This is a genomic window from Streptomyces sp. NPDC046925 (assembly GCF_040644915.1).
Lineage (GTDB): Bacteria > Actinomycetota > Actinomycetes > Streptomycetales > Streptomycetaceae > Streptomyces.
In genome coordinates this window covers 1-18,462 of sequence record NZ_JBEYWZ010000021.1, presented here as the reverse complement: position 1 = coordinate 18,462, position 18,462 = coordinate 1, and the positions used below count along the sequence as shown (strand labels likewise).

The 18,462-nt window shown below is 68.1% G+C and carries 21 protein-coding genes; 9 read left to right on the top strand and 12 right to left on the bottom strand.

The genetic code is table 11. The annotated features are described in order from the left end of the window. Positions 1-58 precede the first annotated feature (58 nt). Genes ABZ906_RS43795 through ABZ906_RS43775 form a run of 5 tightly spaced genes read left to right on the top strand, consistent with a single transcriptional unit; the run spans position 59 to position 3,688 of the window. Positions 59-331 (top strand): hypothetical protein, encoded by a 273-nt coding sequence (locus ABZ906_RS43795; protein ID WP_361199596.1) that lies wholly within the window; start codon positions 59-61, stop codon positions 329-331. A gap of 3 nt (positions 332-334) precedes the next feature. Then, positions 335-1,726, top strand: coding sequence for a hypothetical protein (locus ABZ906_RS43790; RefSeq protein WP_361392757.1), 1,392 nt, complete (start codon positions 335-337; stop codon positions 1,724-1,726). Between the two features lie 53 nt (positions 1,727-1,779). Beyond that, a complete protein-coding gene (locus ABZ906_RS43785) occupies positions 1,780-2,451 on the top strand; it encodes a hypothetical protein (RefSeq protein WP_361392755.1) in 672 nt (223 codons plus the stop codon). A 23-nt stretch (positions 2,452-2,474) separates the two neighbouring features. Beyond that, positions 2,475-3,110, top strand: coding sequence for a hypothetical protein (locus tag ABZ906_RS43780; protein WP_361392753.1), 636 nt, complete (start codon positions 2,475-2,477; stop codon positions 3,108-3,110). Positions 3,111-3,112: 2 nt separating this feature from the next. Next, positions 3,113-3,688, top strand: a complete 576-nt coding sequence (locus ABZ906_RS43775) for a hypothetical protein (protein WP_361392751.1) — start codon at positions 3,113-3,115, stop codon at positions 3,686-3,688. A gap of 12 nt (positions 3,689-3,700) precedes the next feature. Here the strand turns inward: ABZ906_RS43775 and ABZ906_RS43770 are convergent, their stop codons facing one another. The 10 genes from ABZ906_RS43770 to ABZ906_RS43725 form a co-directional block, all read right to left on the bottom strand. Then, positions 3,701-5,029 (bottom strand): hypothetical protein, encoded by a 1,329-nt coding sequence (locus ABZ906_RS43770; protein ID WP_361392749.1) that lies wholly within the window; start codon positions 5,027-5,029, stop codon positions 3,701-3,703. Beyond that, positions 5,019-7,094: a hypothetical protein gene (locus ABZ906_RS43765; protein WP_361392747.1), complete on the bottom strand. Its 2,076-nt coding sequence runs from the start codon at positions 7,092-7,094 to the stop codon at positions 5,019-5,021. Before ABZ906_RS43765 ends, ABZ906_RS43770 begins: the two co-directional genes overlap by 11 nt. Positions 7,095-7,248: 154 nt before the next feature. Beyond that, positions 7,249-8,190: a hypothetical protein gene (locus tag ABZ906_RS43760; protein ID WP_361392745.1), complete on the bottom strand. Its 942-nt coding sequence runs from the start codon at positions 8,188-8,190 to the stop codon at positions 7,249-7,251. Between the two features lie 61 nt (positions 8,191-8,251). Beyond that, a complete protein-coding gene (locus ABZ906_RS43755) occupies positions 8,252-9,151 on the bottom strand; it encodes a hypothetical protein (RefSeq protein ID WP_361392743.1) in 900 nt (299 codons plus the stop codon). Positions 9,152-9,158: 7 nt separating this feature from the next. Then, positions 9,159-9,962 carry a hypothetical protein gene (locus ABZ906_RS43750; protein ID WP_361392741.1) on the bottom strand — a complete coding sequence of 268 codons (804 nt, stop codon included), beginning with the start codon at positions 9,960-9,962 and terminating at the stop codon, positions 9,159-9,161. 44 nt (positions 9,963-10,006) lie between these two features. Beyond that, entirely contained in the window at positions 10,007-10,834 is an 828-nt protein-coding gene (locus tag ABZ906_RS43745; RefSeq protein ID WP_361392739.1) for a hypothetical protein, read from the bottom strand. A 167-nt stretch (positions 10,835-11,001) separates the two neighbouring features. Next, a complete protein-coding gene (locus ABZ906_RS43740) occupies positions 11,002-12,252 on the bottom strand; it encodes an enoyl-CoA hydratase/isomerase family protein (protein WP_361392737.1) in 1,251 nt (416 codons plus the stop codon). A gap of 1 nt (position 12,253) precedes the next feature. Then, the gene (locus tag ABZ906_RS43735; protein WP_361199628.1) at positions 12,254-12,589 is read right to left on the bottom strand and encodes a hypothetical protein; all 336 of its coding nucleotides are present in this window, start codon (positions 12,587-12,589) and stop codon (positions 12,254-12,256) included. Between the two features lie 509 nt (positions 12,590-13,098). Beyond that, positions 13,099-14,040: a hypothetical protein gene (locus tag ABZ906_RS43730; protein ID WP_361199630.1), complete on the bottom strand. Its 942-nt coding sequence runs from the start codon at positions 14,038-14,040 to the stop codon at positions 13,099-13,101. Positions 14,041-14,135: 95 nt separating this feature from the next. Next, positions 14,136-14,822 (bottom strand): hypothetical protein, encoded by a 687-nt coding sequence (locus tag ABZ906_RS43725; protein WP_361392735.1) that lies wholly within the window; start codon positions 14,820-14,822, stop codon positions 14,136-14,138. A 191-nt stretch (positions 14,823-15,013) separates the two neighbouring features. Between ABZ906_RS43725 and ABZ906_RS43720 the strand changes: the two genes are divergently transcribed. Continuing rightward, complete coding sequence (locus ABZ906_RS43720; protein ID WP_361392730.1) at positions 15,014-15,517, top strand: hypothetical protein; 504 nt, start codon at positions 15,014-15,016, stop codon at positions 15,515-15,517. A 165-nt stretch (positions 15,518-15,682) separates the two neighbouring features. Here the strand turns inward: ABZ906_RS43720 and ABZ906_RS43715 are convergent, their stop codons facing one another. Both ABZ906_RS43715 and ABZ906_RS43710 read right to left on the bottom strand, forming a co-directional pair. Next, positions 15,683-16,003 (bottom strand): hypothetical protein, encoded by a 321-nt coding sequence (locus ABZ906_RS43715; protein ID WP_361392727.1) that lies wholly within the window; start codon positions 16,001-16,003, stop codon positions 15,683-15,685. Continuing rightward, positions 16,000-16,293, bottom strand: coding sequence for a hypothetical protein (locus ABZ906_RS43710; RefSeq protein WP_361392724.1), 294 nt, complete (start codon positions 16,291-16,293; stop codon positions 16,000-16,002). Before ABZ906_RS43710 ends, ABZ906_RS43715 begins: the two co-directional genes overlap by 4 nt. Positions 16,294-16,453: 160 nt before the next feature. Between ABZ906_RS43710 and ABZ906_RS43705 the strand changes: the two genes are divergently transcribed. The 3 genes from ABZ906_RS43705 to ABZ906_RS43695 all read left to right on the top strand — a co-directional run. Then, positions 16,454-16,732: a GntR family transcriptional regulator gene (locus tag ABZ906_RS43705; protein ID WP_361392721.1), complete on the top strand. Its 279-nt coding sequence runs from the start codon at positions 16,454-16,456 to the stop codon at positions 16,730-16,732. 104 nt (positions 16,733-16,836) lie between these two features. Beyond that, positions 16,837-17,478, top strand: coding sequence for a hypothetical protein (locus ABZ906_RS43700; protein WP_361199641.1), 642 nt, complete (start codon positions 16,837-16,839; stop codon positions 17,476-17,478). 127 nt (positions 17,479-17,605) lie between these two features. Continuing rightward, a partial coding sequence (locus ABZ906_RS43695; RefSeq protein ID WP_361392718.1) for a putative T7SS-secreted protein occupies positions 17,606-18,462 on the top strand: 857 nt, incomplete at its 3' end.

Here is an 18,462-nt window from a genome sequence, read left to right as displayed (position 1 = left end):
GGGCACTGTGGGTGGCGGTGGCGAACGGGCCAGGCTGGACCTTGATGTGATCAAGGGCATGGGCACCGGGCTCAGCAATGTGAAGAAGGCCTTCGACGGCCTGGAGGATCTCGGCGGTCAGTACGAGGACGACTTCGGGAACGGCGATCTCGCCGACAAATTCGGTGATTTCGCGGACAACTGGAAGTTGAGCCGCAAAAGGCTGACGGACGAGGTCGACGCGCTCGCGCAGATCGCCAAGGCCGCGGCCGAGGCGTACGAGGACATCGACCATCAGCTTGCCGAGGCGATCCGCGGTGCGGATGACCCCAAGTCGAAGAAGAAGGGCTGAGCCATGGCCGGACGCCCGCGCGATTGGCACCCGGTCGCGGACAGTGACCCCGTTCCCGGTGACGCCGACCGGGTCGCGAACCTGGGGAAGAAACTCCGCAAGACCGCCGATGAGCTCGAGAAGCAGATCAGGAACATCAAGGCGGTCTCCGAGGTGGAGGCCTGGGACAGCAAGGCGGGCAAGGAGTTCCGCGAGAAGGCCAAGGGGAACGTAAAGAAGCTGGAGGCGGCCTTCAAGCGGTATGACACCGCGGCGGACGCGTTCGGCAGCGAGGTGACGGAGGTCGGCGGCCGCTTCGACGACAAGCTGCACGCCAAGCCGAAGAATTACGCCTCCGACCTGAACCGCGCCCAGGAGATGGCGGACCTCGCGCTCAAGGAGGCGCAGGACGCGGAGGAGCGCAAGAGCGCCAACCAGAAGAGCCTGGATGCCCTTTCCGACAAGGACAAGGGCAAGAAGGACAGCGCGGACAGCAAGGAAGACAAGAAGAAGCTCGAAGAGGCGCGGGACAGCGCGGGCGACGCGATCGAGGCCGCCCGCGAGAAGATCAACCAGGCCAAGAAGGTCCGTGACGACGCGGCGAAGCGCGCGCGTGACGCGATCGAGGACGTCATCGCGGACGATTCCCTGAAGGACGGGTTCTGGGAATCCCTCGTCGACGACATCAAGGGAATCACGGAGTTGATTTCCACGGTCTGCGGAATTCTCTCCTTGGTGGTGGGATGGATTCCGGTGATCGGCCAAGCGCTTGCGGGAGTGCTTGGCGCCATCGCCATGATCGCCACGCTGATCACCACCATCTGCACCATCATCCAGGTCTTCCAGGGCAATGCGGACTGGATGGACGTGGGTCTCGCGGCGGTCGGCTTCCTCCTGATGGGCGTGGGCAAGGCCTTCTCGAAGGTGGCGGGCAAGTTTGCGAAGACGGCGCTCAGCAAGATGACGCGGGCCGGAACGGCGCGGACCGCGAAGCAGGTCACCAGGGCGAACAAGAACCTGCGAAAGCTCTCGGGCAAGAAGTTCAAGCTGCAGAAGGGCGACGGCTGGAAGTCCCTCAAGGAGCCTTTCACCGAGCCGTTCTCGAAGGCCGCCTGGGGCAAGAACCTCAAGACCCTCAAGCCGGGCGAGGGAAGCTGGGCGGCCGCCAGGAACGAACTGGCGGAGCGGGGCGGCGGAAGTGCCCTCAAGGGCATTCCGAAGTCGTTCTCCATGGCCGACCCCGGTGTCGCGTCCGACCTGAAGTCGATCAAGTCGGGAGCGGCCGGACTCGGTAACTTCGACGCGAATGCCGTGAGCAAGATCTCGCAAACGGCGACGCGTCTGGGAGTCACCGGAGCGGGTATTACGCTGGCCGGCCTCGGCCTCGACGGTAATCTCAACCCGCTCGTGGCCTGAGCCCCCACCGACGATCTCGTGGCCTGAGTCCTCCCCACCGAAGAAGGAACGCAGTGAACACACCTGACGACGACGTCCCGGCGCTGTCCGAGGATTTCGCGGTCCGTATCGACCTCCAGCCGGGCTGGGTCGACCTGACGCTGCGCGAGGACTCGAAGGCCGAGGCGAAGGCGCTGGCCACGAAGACGGTCAACGAGCTCAATCCGCTCTCCCTGGAGATCGAGAAGAGCGCGGTCTTCGACGACATGGCCGAGCGGGCGCTCAACCTCAACGAGGACGCTCCGGCGCTGGTCGCGGCGTACTACGCGGAGAGCGGCGAGGGCCTGATCAACCTGGTGATCGACTCGTACGGCGACGAGGGCGTCCCGCGCCCCGCCGCGGACGAGGTCATCCCGCTGCTCCTGGAGTGGGAGAACGGCGAGGTCGTGGGCGACCCGGAGGTGACCCGCCTGGAGCTGGCGGCGGGCCCCGCGGTGCGGGTCCAGGCGACGCTGAAGATCAAGCGGATGCTCGGGCTCGGCCGCCGTATCACCGAGTTCGTGAAGTACGCGGTGTTTCCGCCCGGTATGCAGAGCCTGGTCGTCGTCACGGCGACCTGGGAGAAGATCCAGCTGACGGAGGAGAACACACAGCGTGTGGACGAGATCGTCCCGACGCTGCGGCTGGATCTGGTGGACGAGGACGGAAACGACATCGCCCCGAAGCCGGAATCCGGAAACCCCTGAGTGAATTCGAGAACGTGCATCCGATGAAGAACGCCAGCGAATTCACTTCGCCGCCCTCCGACTACAACGTCATCGTGCCGGACGGCTGGTTCGCGCTGCCCCTGGGCCCCGAGGACCGGGACCGCGGCATCGTCGCCCTCGCGGACCAGCAGTTCCGTGGCGTGGACAACGCCCCGCACATCAAGAAGCAGTTCATGCGGGAGATACAGCGCAAGGCCAAGGACGCCTACGGCGTCGGCGGCACGGAGCTCTACATCTCGACCCTGTCGGTCGGCCAACTCCCCCTGGCCTCCTCGCTCCTCATCAGCATCCCGGGCCCCGACGAGTGGCCGGACATCTCGGACGCGCACGAGCTGGCGGAGCACTTGGCTTCCAAGAGCGGCGCACGATCCGATGACTCGGACCAGCCCGACGCGGAGGAGGTCGGTGTGGTGACGCTCGCAGCCGCGGGCAACGCCGTCCGCCAGCGCCGCAAGGAGGCACCGGACCCCACCTCCCAACTCGGCAGCACACTGCCGAACACCCTGGTCACGTACTACGTCCCGATCCCCGCGACCAAGAGCTGGCTGCTCCTGAACTTCTCCACCCCCATGGATCCCCTGGCGGACCAGATGGTGGAACTGTTCGACACGGTGGCGGGCACGCTGCACTGGGACTGACGATGACGCCCTCCGACGACACGCGCCGCTCCGACGACACGCCCCGCTCCGGCGCCCGCGACGGTTTCGCCGTTGTGGCCCTGGTCCTTGCCCTGCTCGCCCTTGCCGCAGGTGTCCTCTGGGCGAAGGGCGCCTGGCGCACGGTGATCCGCGAATCCCCGGGCCTGATCGCGGACTGGCCGGGCGGCGCCTGGGTCTTCGGGATCATGGCCGGGGTACTGGCCGTCGCCGGAGCCTGCGGCGGGCTCTGGGCGTCCGACGCGCTGCGGGGCGATGCGACCCCGAGGCGTATCGCACGCCGCGTCGCCACCGGCGTGTGCTGGTCCCTGCCGGTGATCGTGACGGCGTACATCATCTCGGCGCTCCCGGGCCGCAACTGCGTCTCCTACCGCCCCACGTGCCGCGAGATCGACGGCGCGTTCCCGGCCCTCCTCGCCTACGCCGTCACCGCCGCGGCCCTGTCCTGGGCGGCCTACCGCATCCGCGCGACCCGCGAGGAACAACGCCGAGCCGCCCACCAGGCACGCCTGCGAAAGCTACGGAAGAAGGGCAAGGGGAAGAGCCGGTCGGCGCGGTAGGCATCCGCCCCCCTACCCCCGCCCCCGCGAAAAGTCCCCCCGCCCCACCCGCACCGCGAGGCCGTCCGCCTCCGTCTCCGTGTTTCGGAGCAGGGAGCCGTAACCCGTGGCTGCCCAGACGCTCTCGGCGGCCGGGATTTCGAAGTACGGGATTGTGCGGCCCTCGTGGTCGGCCGTCAGTACCTCTGGTGCCCGGCGGGCGCGTACCGCCGATCCGCATTCCGCGCATGCCGCCACGCGCAGCTGATCGCGTCGGCCCAGTGGACGCCATCGGATGCGCGCGTCGGCGCGGCCGTGCAGGGGGTTGAAGAAGCAGAGGGGGAGGGGCGCGGGTGTGCCGTCGCGGTGCGGGGTCAGTGCGTCGCGGCCCTCCGCCACCAGGGCGAGTACGCCCGCCAGGTCAGGAAGGCCGCGCGCCGAGTCGAGCACGGTGCCCGCAGCTGCGTAGGCGTCAAGTGCGCGCTGGAGGTGGGGTGTTGAGGCCGGGGGTGCCTCGGCCGCCGCCTCGCCGAGTGCGAGGACTTCCGCCTCCGTCTGGCGTCGCAGCGCCGCCTCGTCCGCCGTGCGCGCCGCCGCGAACACCGCCTGCGGGAAGGCGAACGGCGCTCCCGTGGCAGTCGGGTGCTGGCCGGGCCGGCCGCGCCCCCGGCGTCGTACGAAAAGGACGAGGCCCGCTGCGGCCAGGGCGAGCGCGACCGCCACCGGCAGCAGCCAGGAGGGCCAGGACGAGTCGTCGTCCTTCTCCGCCGTCTCCTGGCGGGGGAGGCTGCCGTTCCCCTTGCCGCTGCTGCCGTTCCCCAGGTCTTCCGTGGCCTTCTCGTACGCCTTCGTGCCGTCGCCCCGCGCGATCAGCTCGATCGCCTTGGCCGTCTGCTCGGCGAGCCCCGCGTCCTTCATCTCGTCCAGGAAACCGACCGTGCCCACGGCGTCGCGGGCCTGCTGCTTCTCGCCCGGCCACTCGAAACCGTTCAGGTTGCCGCTCCACTTGTCGCCGCCGGTGACGAGGATGAGTTCGCGCTGGTCGAGGCGGTCGTGCACGACCTCCGCGAACACGTCGGACTCGCCCTCGTACGCGTCGCCCTGGACGAGCGGCACCAGAGCCACCTTGATGGGCAGGCCGGTCTTCTCGATCTGCCGTGCGAGCTGCTTCCGGCGGGCGGGCGGCACGGAGTCGGCGTACGAGGCGTCGACGTACACCGGCGACTCGCGCAGGGCGTCGGCGATCTTCTGGCCGGGGCTGGGCGCGCTCGGAACCTGCGCCACGGAGGGCGTGGCGGTGGCGAGCAGGGCGGCGAGGGCGACGATCGCGGCCGCGGTGAGACGCTTCAGGTCACTGAACACCGGCGTACTCCCGTACCTGGCGGATGAGTTGGGCAACTCCGTTGGTGATGGCGGGCAGCGGCCCCGGCGCGTCCTCGTAGGGCACGCGTTCCGAGCGGCCCGACCCCGGCAGCGTGAGCCGGAGCGTGTAGGCCAGGCGCGGCTGCACCTCGACCAGGAGGCGGCACTCCGCGCACACCGGGATGGTGCGCAGACGCTGGTCGTCCGGCGAGTACCGGCCGTCGCGCCAGCCCGTGGACGGCCCGTGCAGCGGGTTGAGCGCGCAGCAGGGCTTGTCGTTGCCGGTGAGCGCGCTCCGGCCGGCCCGGGCAAGGACGATCGCGGCGGCGAGGTCGGATGGCGTGGCGTCGTCGTCGACATGTCCGTCGGGGTCGCGATCGACGAGCAGCGTCGCGGCGTCGAGGCAGTCGTAGACGCGGGTGCGGACGGCGGAGCGGAGAGCGGCTTCCGGGTCGAACTCGCGCGCCAGCGCGTCGAGTTCGTCGCGCGCGGTACGGCGCAGGAAACCAGCGGAGGGGTCCGGCGGCGCCGAGAAGCCAAGGGTGCCGTCGGGCGACACGGTGGTGGCCGGCGTCCGCCGCAGCCCCGGCACCGCGAGCCGCAGCAGGCCCAGGAGCGCCGCGACGATCCCGAAGAGCAGCCCGGCCGCGAGAGCGCCGATCATGAGACCCGGCCAGAAGTCGCCGGAGAAGAGCGGGCGCAGGGCCTCGTCCTCGACGGGCTCGGGCGCGTCGTCCATGCCGAGCGAGGACGTCTCCGCGCGCTCGGAGCGCGGCGCCTTTTCGAGGAACGTCATCAGGTCGTCGAGCCGTTCGCCGAGTTGGTGGTCGGCGGAGCGGTCGTCGTCATCGCCGTAGCGGATGGAGTCGGGGATGCCGAAGGCGATGTCATTGGCCTTGATGTGGACGTCGTACGTGACGACGTCGATGGATCCGCCGATCGGATCGGCGACGACGTACACGCCGTGGTCGCCCTCGCCGCCCATCTTCTGCCGCACGGCCTCCACGAAGATCTCGGGCTCGCCGCCTGACTCGTCCTCGGTGAGCTGCGGGACGAGGAGGATGCGGACGGGCCCGCGGTCGAACTTCTCGATGCGGTGGAGCAGTTCGCGGCGCTGAGCGGAGTCGAGGGGGCGCGGACTCTCCGGGTCGCTGTAGACCGCCCCGCGTGCCTGGCCCTCCTGCTTCAGCCCGGCGGCGACGCGCTCGACGCGGCTGGACAGGTCGGACGCGGTGGGCGGAGGGGACGTACGGGCCGAGTCCTCGTGGAAGGCGAGGAAGGCGCCGAGGGCGACCGCACCGGCGGCGAGTACGGCGACACCAACCTCGATGCGGAAGGGGGTGAGGTGGCGCCGGGGGCCGCTGGGCTGCTCCTTCGCACCCGGGCCGCGCGCGGCGCGCTGCCGCCGGATCCACCGCCGCAGATACGGACTCAGGAAGAGGATCAGGAGCGGTACGCCGGTGAGGGCGATCCCGGTGACGAAGGACTGGTTGTCGCGGTCGACGGGGTCGATGTGCATCTTGTCGACGCCCTCGCCGCCCGAGGCCTCGTTCTTCTCGCGGGCGGCTTCCGCACGCTCGGCGGCCTTCTTGCCGCCGAGCGCGATGACGTCGGTGAACCGCTCGAAGCTGAGCAGGGGCCCGGCGTCGTACGGCAGCTCATAGAGCGACACGGTGAACGCGTCGTCGGCGGGCGCGCGTACCCCGTAGGCCGCGGCGTCGGAGACCCCCATGTCATCGACGAGCACATAGAGCCCGTCCCGCCCGAGCCGATCGTGCACGGCCCCGAGCAGCTCGTCGCCACGGTCCTGTTCGGGCAGCACGAGGACGTACGTGGGCACGCCGGTCCGCTTGGCGAGCTTCGCGAAGTCGGGGGCGGCGGAGCGGGGGATGTCGCGGGGGAGCTGGTCGGTGACGTGGACGGGGTCGCGGCGCAGGAGGTCTGCGAGGGCGGCGGCTTGGGTTGTCGCCCGGGCGGGGTCGTTCCCGGCGTCCTGCGCGGCGGCGCTCGCGGGGTGCGTTTGGCCGGAGGCGAGGAGGAGTACGGAGCAGAGGGTGGCGAGCATCGCGAGGAGGAGGGGGCGTTCAGGGAGGGGCCGGTCGTGAGGGCTCAGGCGCGCTATGCCCCCAGCACCATCCGGCCCCTCGCGGCCCCCGCTCCCCGTACTGCTCTCCGTACCGCTCACCCGTTGCTCCACCCCGTAGCTCATTGGGCGCACTTTACTGTCGCGACGAGGGCGTTTCCATGGGGGCGAGGGGAGTGCGGTGACGGGGCGGGGTGAGGGAGCTGGCCATCCACTCGTCCTTGATTTCCTCGCCGTCGGGACCCATGACCATGGGCCGCAAGCCTGCGCAGAGCCCGAGGGACGGACTGACACGGTCCGACGCCCGGATCGCGACGAGGAGATTGTCGTCGGGCTGCCGGGTGACGAGCGGCGTACCGGCGGCGGAATGTGCGGCGGCGAAGGCCATGACGGTCATGCGCTGGGCAGTGGTGAGCGCCTCAAGACCGACGACCTCCGGGACCAGGTTGCCCAGGTGCTCCACGAACGCATCACGCCACCGGCTGCGGAGCCTGCACCACGAACCATCCGCGAAGACGACCTTGACGTCGCCCCCGCTCCCGAAGTCACGCGGCTCCACGCGCCTGACGGCGGAACGCGGCGCTTCCCACAGGACGTCGTCCCAGATGGTCTCCGCGTCGTCCAGCAGCCCGACGACGAGGAGACGCCGGTCGGTGATGATCGCGTGGGTGCGGTCGGTGCTTGGCCGACGGGCGGGGTCGAGCTGCCAGGGCAGGGCGCGGGCGAGGGTGCCGGGCGCGGCCCACATGACGGGGAAGTCCTCGACCTCGTCCTCCGGGTCGTCGGACCGGCCGAGCGTACTGATGTTGCCGACCCCGCTGTTGCCGAGAGCTCCGACGACGGCGACAAGGGCGACGAGGAGACCGGCTTTGAGGCCCCGACGGGCGAGACGGGAGGCCTGTGAGCGGGCGGTATGGACGGGCCCATCGGGCCACCCCGCCAACTCCCCTTGAATATCCCGCCGTTCCTCGTCCCGGAACCAGCGCATACCGGACACGGGGGTGGCCGCACCGGTGGCGAAGCTGACGGGAATCCGGGCGAGGAGGGTCTCGCCGGGCTCGGGCGTCCAAGCTGTCATTACGTGATCCTTCAGTTCGGCTGCCCGGCTGCCCGGCTGTTCGGCTGTTCGGCCGCCCGGCTCAGAGATCGTCGTCGGCGGCCTGCGCCGGGCGCCCTTCGTCGTCCATCAAGAGGGAGTGCGTCTCGAAGACCCCGGAGCCGGCCCTGACGGCGACACGGGACTCCACCAGGACGACACCGCTGCGGAGCACGGTGAAGGTCGGCGGATGCGCTGTCTTGGGCAGCCCGCCCATGAACTGCTCCACCCGCGCTCGCTGCCCCGCGGAGAGGGTGCGCTCCGTCAGAAGCCGAACCGTGCCGCTGAGCACTTGATCGAGCCGCTCCGCGCTGTCCGGAGTACCCGTGAAAAGCCGGACCCAGGAGCCGTCCCTGAACGTGATGCGGACATCTGCGCTGATCTCGCTGAATTTCATCTGCCGCGCCCCGGCGATGGCGTCACGCGAAAACTCCCCCAACACCTCGGCCTTGTCGAGGGTCCCCCAACGAGTACCGAGAAAGATCAGCCGCCGGTCGGTAAGAACCAGATCGGTCGCGAGCTCCTTGGGCCGTCGCCCAGGGTCCAACTGCCAGGGAACGCTGCGCGCGAGGGCGCCGGGCGCGGCCCACATGACGGGGAAGTCCTCGACCTCGTTCGCGGGGTCCTGGGGCTTGCCGCGCATGGGCACCTCTCCCAGAGGCGTGCCCGAAGCGCCGCCGAGGTTGGCGATGATGTTCGCCCCCATGGGGATGCCGACGAGGAGTGCACGGCCTGTGCGGCGGGCCGCCTTGTCGCCGGTGGAGTTCAGCTCGTAGGAGGGCCCGGCGGGCCAATCCTGCCTTCCCTCCAACTCTTGCTGGATGTCCTCGCGCTCGGGGTTGCGGAACCAGCGGGATCCGGCGACGGCCGGGGCCATGCCGGTGGCGAATTTCGCCGCTGTGCGCAGGAGCACGTCCTCTTCGGGGCTGGGGTACCAGTCCATGGCGGGATCAGGCCGCAGGGCTCGGCGTCGCGGAGCCCCCTGAAGGCTCCTCTTCGTCCTCTGCGAGTTCATCCTCCGTGGGCCTCGTGAAACTCACTGTCTGGAGGACGGCAGTCATGATGTCGCAGAACTCGGACCAGTAATCCGTGGACGCGGTGTTGAGCGTGAAGATCGCGGTGAACGGGCCGGTGGGGAAGGGGACATGGACCTGGATCTGTCCGGTGAGCAGATCCATCGGCTCGCCGGACGCGGTCACCTGCGGGCTGAGCTTGTACTCGGTCAGCGTGATGCAGGAGACCGCCGGCCCGCACGGGAGATCGAGCCAGCGGGCGTCATTGTGTGGCTCCCGGGAGAGGGCAGCCAGGATGCCCTGGGCGGCGATGTCGGTATCTTCCGAGGCCTGGCCCGTTGGCACAGCGGCCACGGTGAAGGCGCACTGGGCGACACCGTCGGCACCTTCGTAACGGGCCTCGGCTTCGCTGGTGTGCTCGGTGACCTCCGTCTCCGCGTCTTCGCCGTCGTCCGCATCGACGGTGGAGAAGAGTCCCATCGCCGAGTACGAGACGCCGGTGTCCGCCATCATCTCGGCGACGCCCTCGTAGTAGGAGGCGGCGGGCTCCCAGATGCTGTCGTCACCGCGGGAGTAGAGGCCGCGTACGAATTCCCGGGAGAGTTCGGCGCGCTCCTCGGTCGTGGCGGCCAGGGGGAGGGCGAAGAAGCCGTCGGGGACCAGGAACCAGATGGGCGGGGGCTCGACACCATCAGTGGGGGCAGGCCGAAGCACGCTCGTGGAGTCGGCGGAGGGCGTCATGAAGCGACCGTTCTGGGGGGAGAGACAGGGCCAGGAGACAGGATTCAGAAGTCTTCCGAGTGATATTCCGTGATCTCGAGTTGTCTGCCGTCGGAGTCCATGACCATGCTCACGTCGGGGGCGCCGAAGAAGGAACTGAACCTGCTCGGAAGCAGAATCTCGACCCGGAAGTGGCCGCTCGGGCGGCGAGTGACGCTGGGAGAGGCTGCGTCCGGCGCCTGAACCTTCGAGGCGACGAAGGCTGCCACGGTTCTTTGCTGCGCCGAAGTCAGAGATTCCAGCGGGGTCAACTCAACTGAAGGAGGCATGAATCGGAGGATTCGCTGCCGTCTGAAGCTGCTCAGCCTGCACCATGAGCCGTCCGTAAAGGTGACCTTGAAATCGTCCCCGTCCTTGAAGTCCCGGGGTTCGATACCGCTGATGGCCGAACGCGGGATCTGCCAGAGAACCTCGTCCTCGATGATCTCCAGGTCCTTCTTGTAGAAGGGGAGGCCCACAATGACCAGCCGGCGGTCGGTGAGGATCGCGTGGGTTTGGTAGCGCTTTGTGTCCGAGCGCCCGGGGTCCAGCTGCCAGGGGAGGGAGCGGGCGATCGTGCCGGACGCCGCCCACATGACAGGGAAGTCCGCCACTTCGTCGGCGGGGTCGTGCGGGGTGTCAGAGCCGGAGTCCGATCCTGAGCCACCGCTGAGGTTGCCCCCGGCAGAGCTGAGGGCGGCCATGATGATGCCGCCCAGAGCGAGGATTCCGCCCTTGGCGGCGTTCCGTGCCAGTGTGTCCCCGCCGGAGCGAGCCGTGTACAGAGGGCCTTCGGGCCAGTTGCGCAGTTCACTCTGGATGTCATTGCGCTCGGTGTCGCGGAACCAGCGCATACCTCTGACGCGCATCGCCGCACCGGACGCGAAGGTGACCGGTACGCGCGCCAGGAGAGTCTCGCCCGGTTCAGGCTGCCAGATATCCATGTACGTACGTATCTTCCTGTGTGGTGAGTCTGCGGCCTTTGCCCCGCATTCTCACTCTGCCAGTCGGCGGTGTGCGATCAATGTCCCGCGGCCGACTTCTCGAACTGGTCGCCAGGAAAGAGGGCCTCCCCTACGTGTTGGTGGATGCTTGTGATCTTGGGGAAGATCTTGGCTCCGGCATCGATGGCGATTCCGGCCCCCGTGGGGTCGATGTTCACCTTCGGGATCATGTTGAGGGTCTTCGTGCCGAGCCACTGACCCTCGTGATAGCCCCCGGCGGCGAGCCCTCCCATGCGTGACTTCAGACCACTGGTCGCGTGTGAGATTTCGAAGACGTCGTCGGACATGCCACCGATCTTCACGAGGCCGCCCTTGCCGATCCCGCCGGTGAGGCCCTTAGAGCTTTTGCCGAAGGACATCAGAATGCGAGAGCTTCCGATGTGGGTGGAATTGAATCCCTTGCCGAGGTTGCTGAGCGCGGTGGCTGCCTTGGCCTCGCCGACCACCTTGGTGGCCTTGCTGAACATGCCGATACCTGGCATGAGCCCCACGGCATCCAGTCCGAGCTGCACCCAACTCACGTCTGCTCCAGCGGCCTTGGCGACCCCGTGCGCCGCGAGCGCGAGACCGCTCGCGATCAGCGCGGCCGTACCGAAGATCGCCGCTAGCGGCGGGAACGGCAGCGTGATGATGGCCAGCAGGCCCAGAACCGCGGTCAGGTCACTCAGTAGATCGCCGATCAGCTTGATCATGTCGGCGTGGTCCTTGATCCACTTTCCCGTGGCGTCCCACGCCTCGGCGACGCCCTTGGTGAGCTTGTCCCAGAAGCCGGGCTCGTCCGGGGCGATGTCGCCGGCCTTGTCGAGCTCCTTGCTGATGGCCCCGGCGGCACGCTTATAGCGTTCCTCCAGCTCATAGACCTTCTGGGCGACCCCGTCGACGTCCCCCGACGCTTTGGCGGATTCGTCGCTGTCGGGCTTCGCTTCCTCCCGCGCGTCGAGCTTCTCCCCGGCCGACTTCTCGAGGCGGTCCGCCTCGTCCTGGAAGTCCTGGAGCTCACCGGCCCACTTGTGCAGTGCCCGCGAGGCCTTGTCGAACGACTCATGACTCTTGCGTACGAGGGGCGTGACGTCATGGCCGATGTACTCGGTGAAGGCGAGCGCGGTCTTGCCCTTCCAGGCCCCGCACTCGATCCGCTCCAAGTCCCGTACGGCAGTACCGAGTTCCGTGGCGAGCCCGCCCAGCTTCTTCGCGATCTCACGGGTGTCCGTCACGTCCCCGGGGGTGGGGTCCCAGCCGATGTGCGGGAAGGCGGGCCGCTTCCCCACGCTACTTGCCCTTCTTCTTCGAGCTCTTCGAGTCCGACTTCGAGTCCGCCTTCGCCGACTTGAGAGACTCGGCGAGCTCCTGGTCGAGCTCGCTGAACTTCTCGCCGATCTTGTTGATCATCTTCACGGCGCCGTGCGTGTGCTTGCCGAGCTGCTTGACGCCGTAGCCCCACTCATCGGCGAACTCGTGCACATCCTCGACGAGCTTGCCCGCGCCCACGGCCGAGCCGTCGGTGTTGCGCAGGGCACGGCGTGCGGCGTCCATGCGATCGCTGACCGTGGAGAACGTCTTCCGCAGCTCTTCGAAGATCGTGTCGTCGAGGCGTAGATCGCTCACGTGGTGTCCCCCGGGTCCTCTGGGTGGTCGGCGTACCGGAGCCCGGCGGCAGTTCACACACGAGTCCCGTCCGGCGAGCGTATCGCCAAGGGGGCCAACGCTATTCGTCGGGATGGGTACTTGCTAGAGCGAAGGTCGAGTGAGAGATGGGTGGCGAAACCTTAAATGTGAAGGGGCAGTGAAGGGCGGCTTCCCGCTGAGAGGCAAGGGATTGGCGCCCATCAGCACTTCTTTCCTTTCCCTTTGCCTGCCTCTTTGCTTCCATTTACTTCGGGATTTGCGGGACGCGGCTGATATCGCTGGGCTCTTCGTGCCCGTCGACTGGCACTCCGGCCCCTGGCTCATCGCGGAGTGGGGAACGGCAGCAGGCCCCCCGCCGGACCCCGACGCGGCTGACGCTGTTGCGCCGCGTGAGATCGAGCTGGAGGGCCTGCTTGCGTTCGCCGGGGCGAGGCTGCGCGGTCGCGCGACTGAACGCGAACCGACGCCGGCGCCGGCGCCGGCGGGGGTCAGCGGTTGACGGACTGAACCTCTTCGACGGTGACCGGCTGATCGTCCCCGTACTCGCCGTCCGGCAGATCGCCGCCCGTGCCGCCGGATCCGGTCCAGGTGATGTCCCAGGTGGCGGTGGCCTGCAAGTTGTACGTCCCGTTGCCGGAGGAGCGGTGGTAGGTGACGCCACAGGGCGGCGTCTCCTTGGACTTGCCCTTCGCGTACGGCTCCCCGATCGAACCGTCGTCGTTGAGCTCGCACTTGCCGGACGCGGGAATGCGCACGGCGTCCTCCGTACCCGGCTTGATGCTGAGCGCGGTGGGCTTCGCGGTCGTCGTGGCCTCGATGTGCAGACCGGGCACGTCGAGCGAGGCGGTGACGGACACGGGCTGGAAGTCCCCCTTGTCGAGCCAGGCCCAGGTGGGGAGATTCACCTTGGAGGGACCGTCGGGGGCGAGGGACACCTTGGTGCCGGGAACTTGGATTTGGTTGTAGGCCAGTTCCGCGAGGATCTCGGGGCTGATGGCGTTCGGGACGTCCGGGGTCTCCCCGTTGTCGACCCAGAAGGGAGGATCGCTGCACTTCGCCTGCTCGGCGACGGTGGCGTCGGGGCTGAACTGCGCGCCCCACCACATCCCTTCCTTCTCCTTGTCGATGTTGTAGTTGTCCTTGCGGTAGCCCTGGTTCTCGTCCGACATCTCTTTCAGGGCGTCGCGTGGGGCGTCGGGGTCGTGCCTGGCCCCGAAGTACAGCCGGTCGCGGTACTCCCCGAACTCGCTGGCTTTCCACTCCGGCGCGTACCAGCACGGCGGCGGCGTCCAGTTCGGGTCGACGGACGTGACCGGACCGCTGCCCGGAGAGTTCCCGGAGCGTGTGTAGGTGATCTTGGCCGCGGCGCCGACCGTGCGGTCCGGCCCTTTGGAACCCTGGCTGTCAATCGCGACCGGATCCGCTGCCATTGCGGGACTGCCCGCCATCAAGAGCAGCGAGCCGCAGACGGCCGACACTATAAGTGGCTTACGCATACCTATCCCCGTTATCCCCGTTGGCCCCGTTATCCCATGCACTGCTGAGATTCGCCCTCCACCTTGATCAGATCTGCTCGCCACAGCCCCTTGGTCTGCTTCGAGGCCGTCATCGAGATCTGCCAGGAGGAGTAGTCCTTGATGCTCGGCTTGGTGCGGAGGACCTTCTCGCTCTTGACTTCCTTGCCGAAGAGCTTGTTGTCGTTGGTGCAGAAGGTGACGGCGACCGTCTTCTTCTTCGAGACCGTCTCCACCTTCACGTCCGTGTACCGACGCTCGCCGGTGACGGTGTAACCGGCGTCGATGTGGTCCTTGATCTGCTTCTTCGCGTACGACTGCGCCGGGCTGCCGATCTCCGAGTAGAACTTGTACCCGGCATCTCCGGCGTCCTGCTTGACGATTCCGTACTCGATGGCCCGCGCGTAATTCTGCGCGTCATTCCACGCCGCGGCCTGGTCGGCGTCCGACAGGCTGACCTTGTCGAAGGTGAGATCGACATCGGACGGGAACTTCATCTCCGGCCGATCGATCTTCGCGTCCGCACTCGCGTCAGAGCTCGGCGACGCGGACTTCTTCGCGCCGCCCTCATCCGCCCCAGCGATCTTGTCCTTGCCCGAATCCTTCTCGTCGCCCCCACCCCCGCACCCGGTCAGAAGCAGAGCAGTGGCCGCCGTCAGCGAGACGACGGCGACGGGCAGGGTGCGACTGCGGTTCACGTGGGACTCCCGGTGGGGCGACAGTTCTACAAGCCATCTGAAGGTACTGAAGGGGTCAATGGCTTCGCCAGGTTTCACAATGCCAAGTAGTGAATGTCTCGTGAGGCAAAGGACCGTACAAACTGCCCCAGTTCGGTCGCAGCCCGGACGAATGGCCCGCCCCCGCGTGCCGGAATGGAATGCTCCACCAGATGAAGTATGTGCAGGTTGATTGGGACGAGGAATGGCACGGCTTCCGCGTCGACCCACGGGAATACCTGGCGGCGCTACCCGCCCTCAGGGACGCCCTGCCCGCCGGAGCGTGGGCCTTCGCGTCCGACGCGCAGCATTACGCCTTCGCGAACGTCCGCTGCGTAAAGGACCTGGAGCTCACGGATATATCCCTCCCGACGAGGACGGCGCGCGGGACGGGAAGGGCATCGCTGACATTCGCCCTGAACAAGTGGAAACACGACGAAGGCCTGCGCATCGAGTACGAGGGCGTCACCCGCTTCTCCATCGACTACGCAAGGTCGATCGACTGGGCGCAGACGATCACCCTGCTCCTGGACGAGGTCCTGCCGTGTGAGACGCGGGGCGGGGGCGAATGCGAGGCCGGGTGCGGGGGAGTGACGCACGAGATAGAGCTGACGGACGCGACGATCACCGTGCACTGCACGGACCTGACGGCGACGTGGGAGGAGCCTCGCGGATAACCCCGCCCGCCTTCCGTCCCTCCCAGGGGACGGTGGGCCTACGGATTGCAGGAAAGTCCCAACGAGGTACGGCAGAACCGCCCTCGCGACGGGACTTTCCTGCAATGCCACCCCCCTGGGCACCCCCTGGGCACCCCCTGGGCACCCCCTGGGCTGCCCGCTGGGTCAGCCGCCGGACAGGAGCCGATGAGCGTCGTCGCCGTCCGCGACGATCTCGACCTCGCCCCGCTCCTCGATGACAGCCCCGTCGCGATTGACCTTGTAGACGCGGACGGTGAGACGAGAGGGGGAGCGCCGGGCGGCCGGAGCAACAGGACCGAGCAGCTCCAGGACGTCGGCGGGCGGGGGATAGGAAGGGGCGCACTCCCCGCACGCGTACACGTTGAACCCTGCCCCGTTCGCCGCGTGCACTTCGTGTACGAGGACGGGGGCGTCGGTGGTGCGCTGGCACCGGGCGCACATCCGCACCGGAGGACGCGGGCTCACCGCGCGGCCACCGCTACGCCGTGAATGCGGCGCGGGCCCGTATCGATGCCGAGGGTGGCCAGGTAGAGGGCGCGGCGGCGTTCGCGCTGGAGCCGGGTCTCGCCGGGCGTGAGCACATAGGGGCGGACGATGGCCGACGCGCGGCCGTCGAGGGTTTCGGTGAAGCGGGGCGGGCACGGGGGCGGCGGGATCTGTGCGTTCGGGACGCCTTCGAGCCGGTGCCGGCCCCGAGGTCGCGGGGCGAATGCGGCAAGCATCCACCCCAGGAATCGAACGATAGGGTCGCTCATGTCGACGCTCCTTGAGCAGCGTTGGCCATGCCCCCGGGCCGTTCCAGCGGCTGCGGGGGTGCTGTGCATTACGGGACCCAACTTAGCTCGCCTTGTATCGCTACGTATAGAGACGTACCTCTATGACAGAGACCTTCTCTGTACGAGTAGCTTCCTGATCATGAACTTCCAACCGGACGCTGAAATCGATCACGAAGGGCCAGTGACGCCGTACCGACAGCTCGCGGGCATCCTGCGGGCCCGGATCGAGCGCGGGGACTGGCTGCCCAACAGGCCCATCTCCAGCGAGACTCAGCTGGTCCAGCAGTACGGCCTTGCGCGGACCACGGTCCGCAGGGCGATCGCAGTGCTCGTCGAAGACGGTCTGGTCTTCACGGTGCCGCAGCGAGGTACGTACGTTGCGCCGAGCGCAGACACACAGCCAGGTGCCGAGAGCTAGCCACGCAAAGTGAGGCCGCTGCCCGCCGCCTCGTACGCTGACAGCCAAAGTCGACGGGTCGACGGACGACAAAGACGGACGACACAGGGGACGGGGACAACAGCATGGCCCGCTACACCGAAGCGCAGACCATCGCCCGCGGCGGTTTCAGCATCAAGGTGCCGGAGACGTGGTGGGAGTTCGACGTCCGCCCGGAGTCGCGCGACGCCAGCATCCGGCAGATGATCAACGACCGCGTACGCGAACGCCCCGAGCTCGAACCCCACCGCAACACCTTCGAGGGCTTCCTGCGCAAGGCGTCCAAGGAGGCCTGGCAGTCCGGCGCCCTGTACTGCGGCTGCATGGCGGAGAGCTTCGGCGGCGACGTGCCGATCACCGGCTCGGTCACGGTCTCCCTGGTCGGCGCCCGCACCTCGAACGGCGACGTGATGCCGACCGACCCCGCCGCGATCGTCGCCCAGCTCGGCGTACGGGAGGCCAAGCGCGAGGGCGACACGTACCGCAAGGTGAAGACGGTCGAGATACCGGGCGTGGGCCTTGCGGCCCGCACATACGGCATCGAGGACGTCTCGGTCCCCGGCGACGACCGCACGATCCGCGTCGTACTGATGCAGACGTTCATCCCGGTACCGGGCCAGGAGGGCAAGGTCGCACTGGTGGCGGGGAGCAGCCAGGTCCTGGACCTGGCGGAGTCGTTCTTCGACATCTTCGACGCGGTGACGTCGACGTTCCGCTTCGCGGAGTAAGTACCACTCGAGCCCTCCTGCCGCAGGCGCGCCACGCCGCCATGCCGCCTTCCATCCCCCGTACGCAGCTAGTAACTTCGCATGTGCGTACGGGTACTTGAGGGGCGGAAGCGGCGGGGGTTGCGGGATGGCGGGGAATCGTCCGGCGGATTGGCATGTCCTTGACCTGGACAAGGACCCGACGCCGGGTGATCCGGACCGGGTGCGGAATCTGGCGAAGAACTTGCACGATTTCGCCGACGATGTGTCGAAAGTCCTGCGGGACATCAAGGGGATGGCGGGCGAGGACGCGATCCTCACGTGGGCGGGCAAGACGGCGGAGTCGTTCACGGCGGAGTTCGAGGACGCGCCGGGCAAGCTGAAGAAGCTCAAGAAGAGCTACGAGATGGCCGGCGACGCCCTGTCCGCGTACTGGCCGGATTTGGAACGCGCCCAGGCCCTGGCCGACAAGGCCCTGGCCAAGGGCCGCGAGGCGCAAGGCGATCTGTCCTCCGCCCAGACGCGTCTGTCCTCGGCCGACTCCTGGGTGGACAAGGCGGGCAAGGAAGCCGACAAGTACAAGGACGACGACTCCAAGGGCAAGGACGTCCCCAAGCCGGACCCCGACAAGGTCAAGGCCGCCACCCGCAACGCCACTTCCGCCGAGAAGGCCCAGACGGCCGCCAAGTCCGACGTCACCGCCGCCCAGAGCAACCTGGACGCGGCCAAGAAGATGGCCGAGGACGCCCGCAAGATGCGCGAGGACGCGGCGGGCACGGCGAAGAAGAAGCTGGAGGAGGCTTCCGACGCGGGCATCCAGAACCGCAAGTGGTGGGAGGAGGTCGGCGACTGGGTCACCGACAACTGGGACACCATCGTCGCCGTCTGCAAGGTCGTCGTCGCCGTCCTCGGCATCATCGCCATGATCATCGGCGGCCCCATCCTCGGCGCCATCGTCCTCATCGCCGCCCTCGTCGTCCTCGCCGACACCCTCCATAAATACGC

Excerpts from the sequence above, each read along its gene's own strand:
- ABZ906_RS43755 (WP_361392743.1), bottom strand. The coding sequence starts at position 9,151 with ATGGACTGGTACCCCAGCCCCGAAGAGGACGTGCTCCTGCGCACAGCG.
- ABZ906_RS43720 (WP_361392730.1), top strand. The coding sequence starts at position 15,014 with ATGAAGTATGTGCAGGTTGATTGGGACGAGGAATGGCACGGCTTCCGC.
- ABZ906_RS43745 (WP_361392739.1), bottom strand. The coding sequence starts at position 10,834 with ATGCGCTGGTTCCGCGACACCGAGCGCAATGACATCCAGAGTGAACTG.
- ABZ906_RS43780 (WP_361392753.1), top strand. The coding sequence starts at position 2,475 with ATGAAGAACGCCAGCGAATTCACTTCGCCGCCCTCCGACTACAACGTC.
- ABZ906_RS43765 (WP_361392747.1), bottom strand. The coding sequence starts at position 7,094 with ATGCTCGCCACCCTCTGCTCCGTACTCCTCCTCGCCTCCGGCCAAACG.
- ABZ906_RS43705 (WP_361392721.1), top strand. The coding sequence starts at position 16,454 with ATGAACTTCCAACCGGACGCTGAAATCGATCACGAAGGGCCAGTGACG.
- ABZ906_RS43730 (WP_361199630.1), bottom strand. The coding sequence starts at position 14,040 with ATGGCAGCGGATCCGGTCGCGATTGACAGCCAGGGTTCCAAAGGGCCG.
- ABZ906_RS43775 (WP_361392751.1), top strand. The coding sequence starts at position 3,113 with ATGACGCCCTCCGACGACACGCGCCGCTCCGACGACACGCCCCGCTCC.
- ABZ906_RS43795 (WP_361199596.1), top strand. The coding sequence starts at position 59 with ATGGGCACCGGGCTCAGCAATGTGAAGAAGGCCTTCGACGGCCTGGAG.
- ABZ906_RS43710 (WP_361392724.1), bottom strand. The coding sequence starts at position 16,293 with ATGAGCGACCCTATCGTTCGATTCCTGGGGTGGATGCTTGCCGCATTC.
- ABZ906_RS43700 (WP_361199641.1), top strand. The coding sequence starts at position 16,837 with ATGGCCCGCTACACCGAAGCGCAGACCATCGCCCGCGGCGGTTTCAGC.
- ABZ906_RS43750 (WP_361392741.1), bottom strand. The coding sequence starts at position 9,962 with ATGACGCCCTCCGCCGACTCCACGAGCGTGCTTCGGCCTGCCCCCACT.
- ABZ906_RS43760 (WP_361392745.1), bottom strand. The coding sequence starts at position 8,190 with ATGACAGCTTGGACGCCCGAGCCCGGCGAGACCCTCCTCGCCCGGATT.
- ABZ906_RS43790 (WP_361392757.1), top strand. The coding sequence starts at position 335 with ATGGCCGGACGCCCGCGCGATTGGCACCCGGTCGCGGACAGTGACCCC.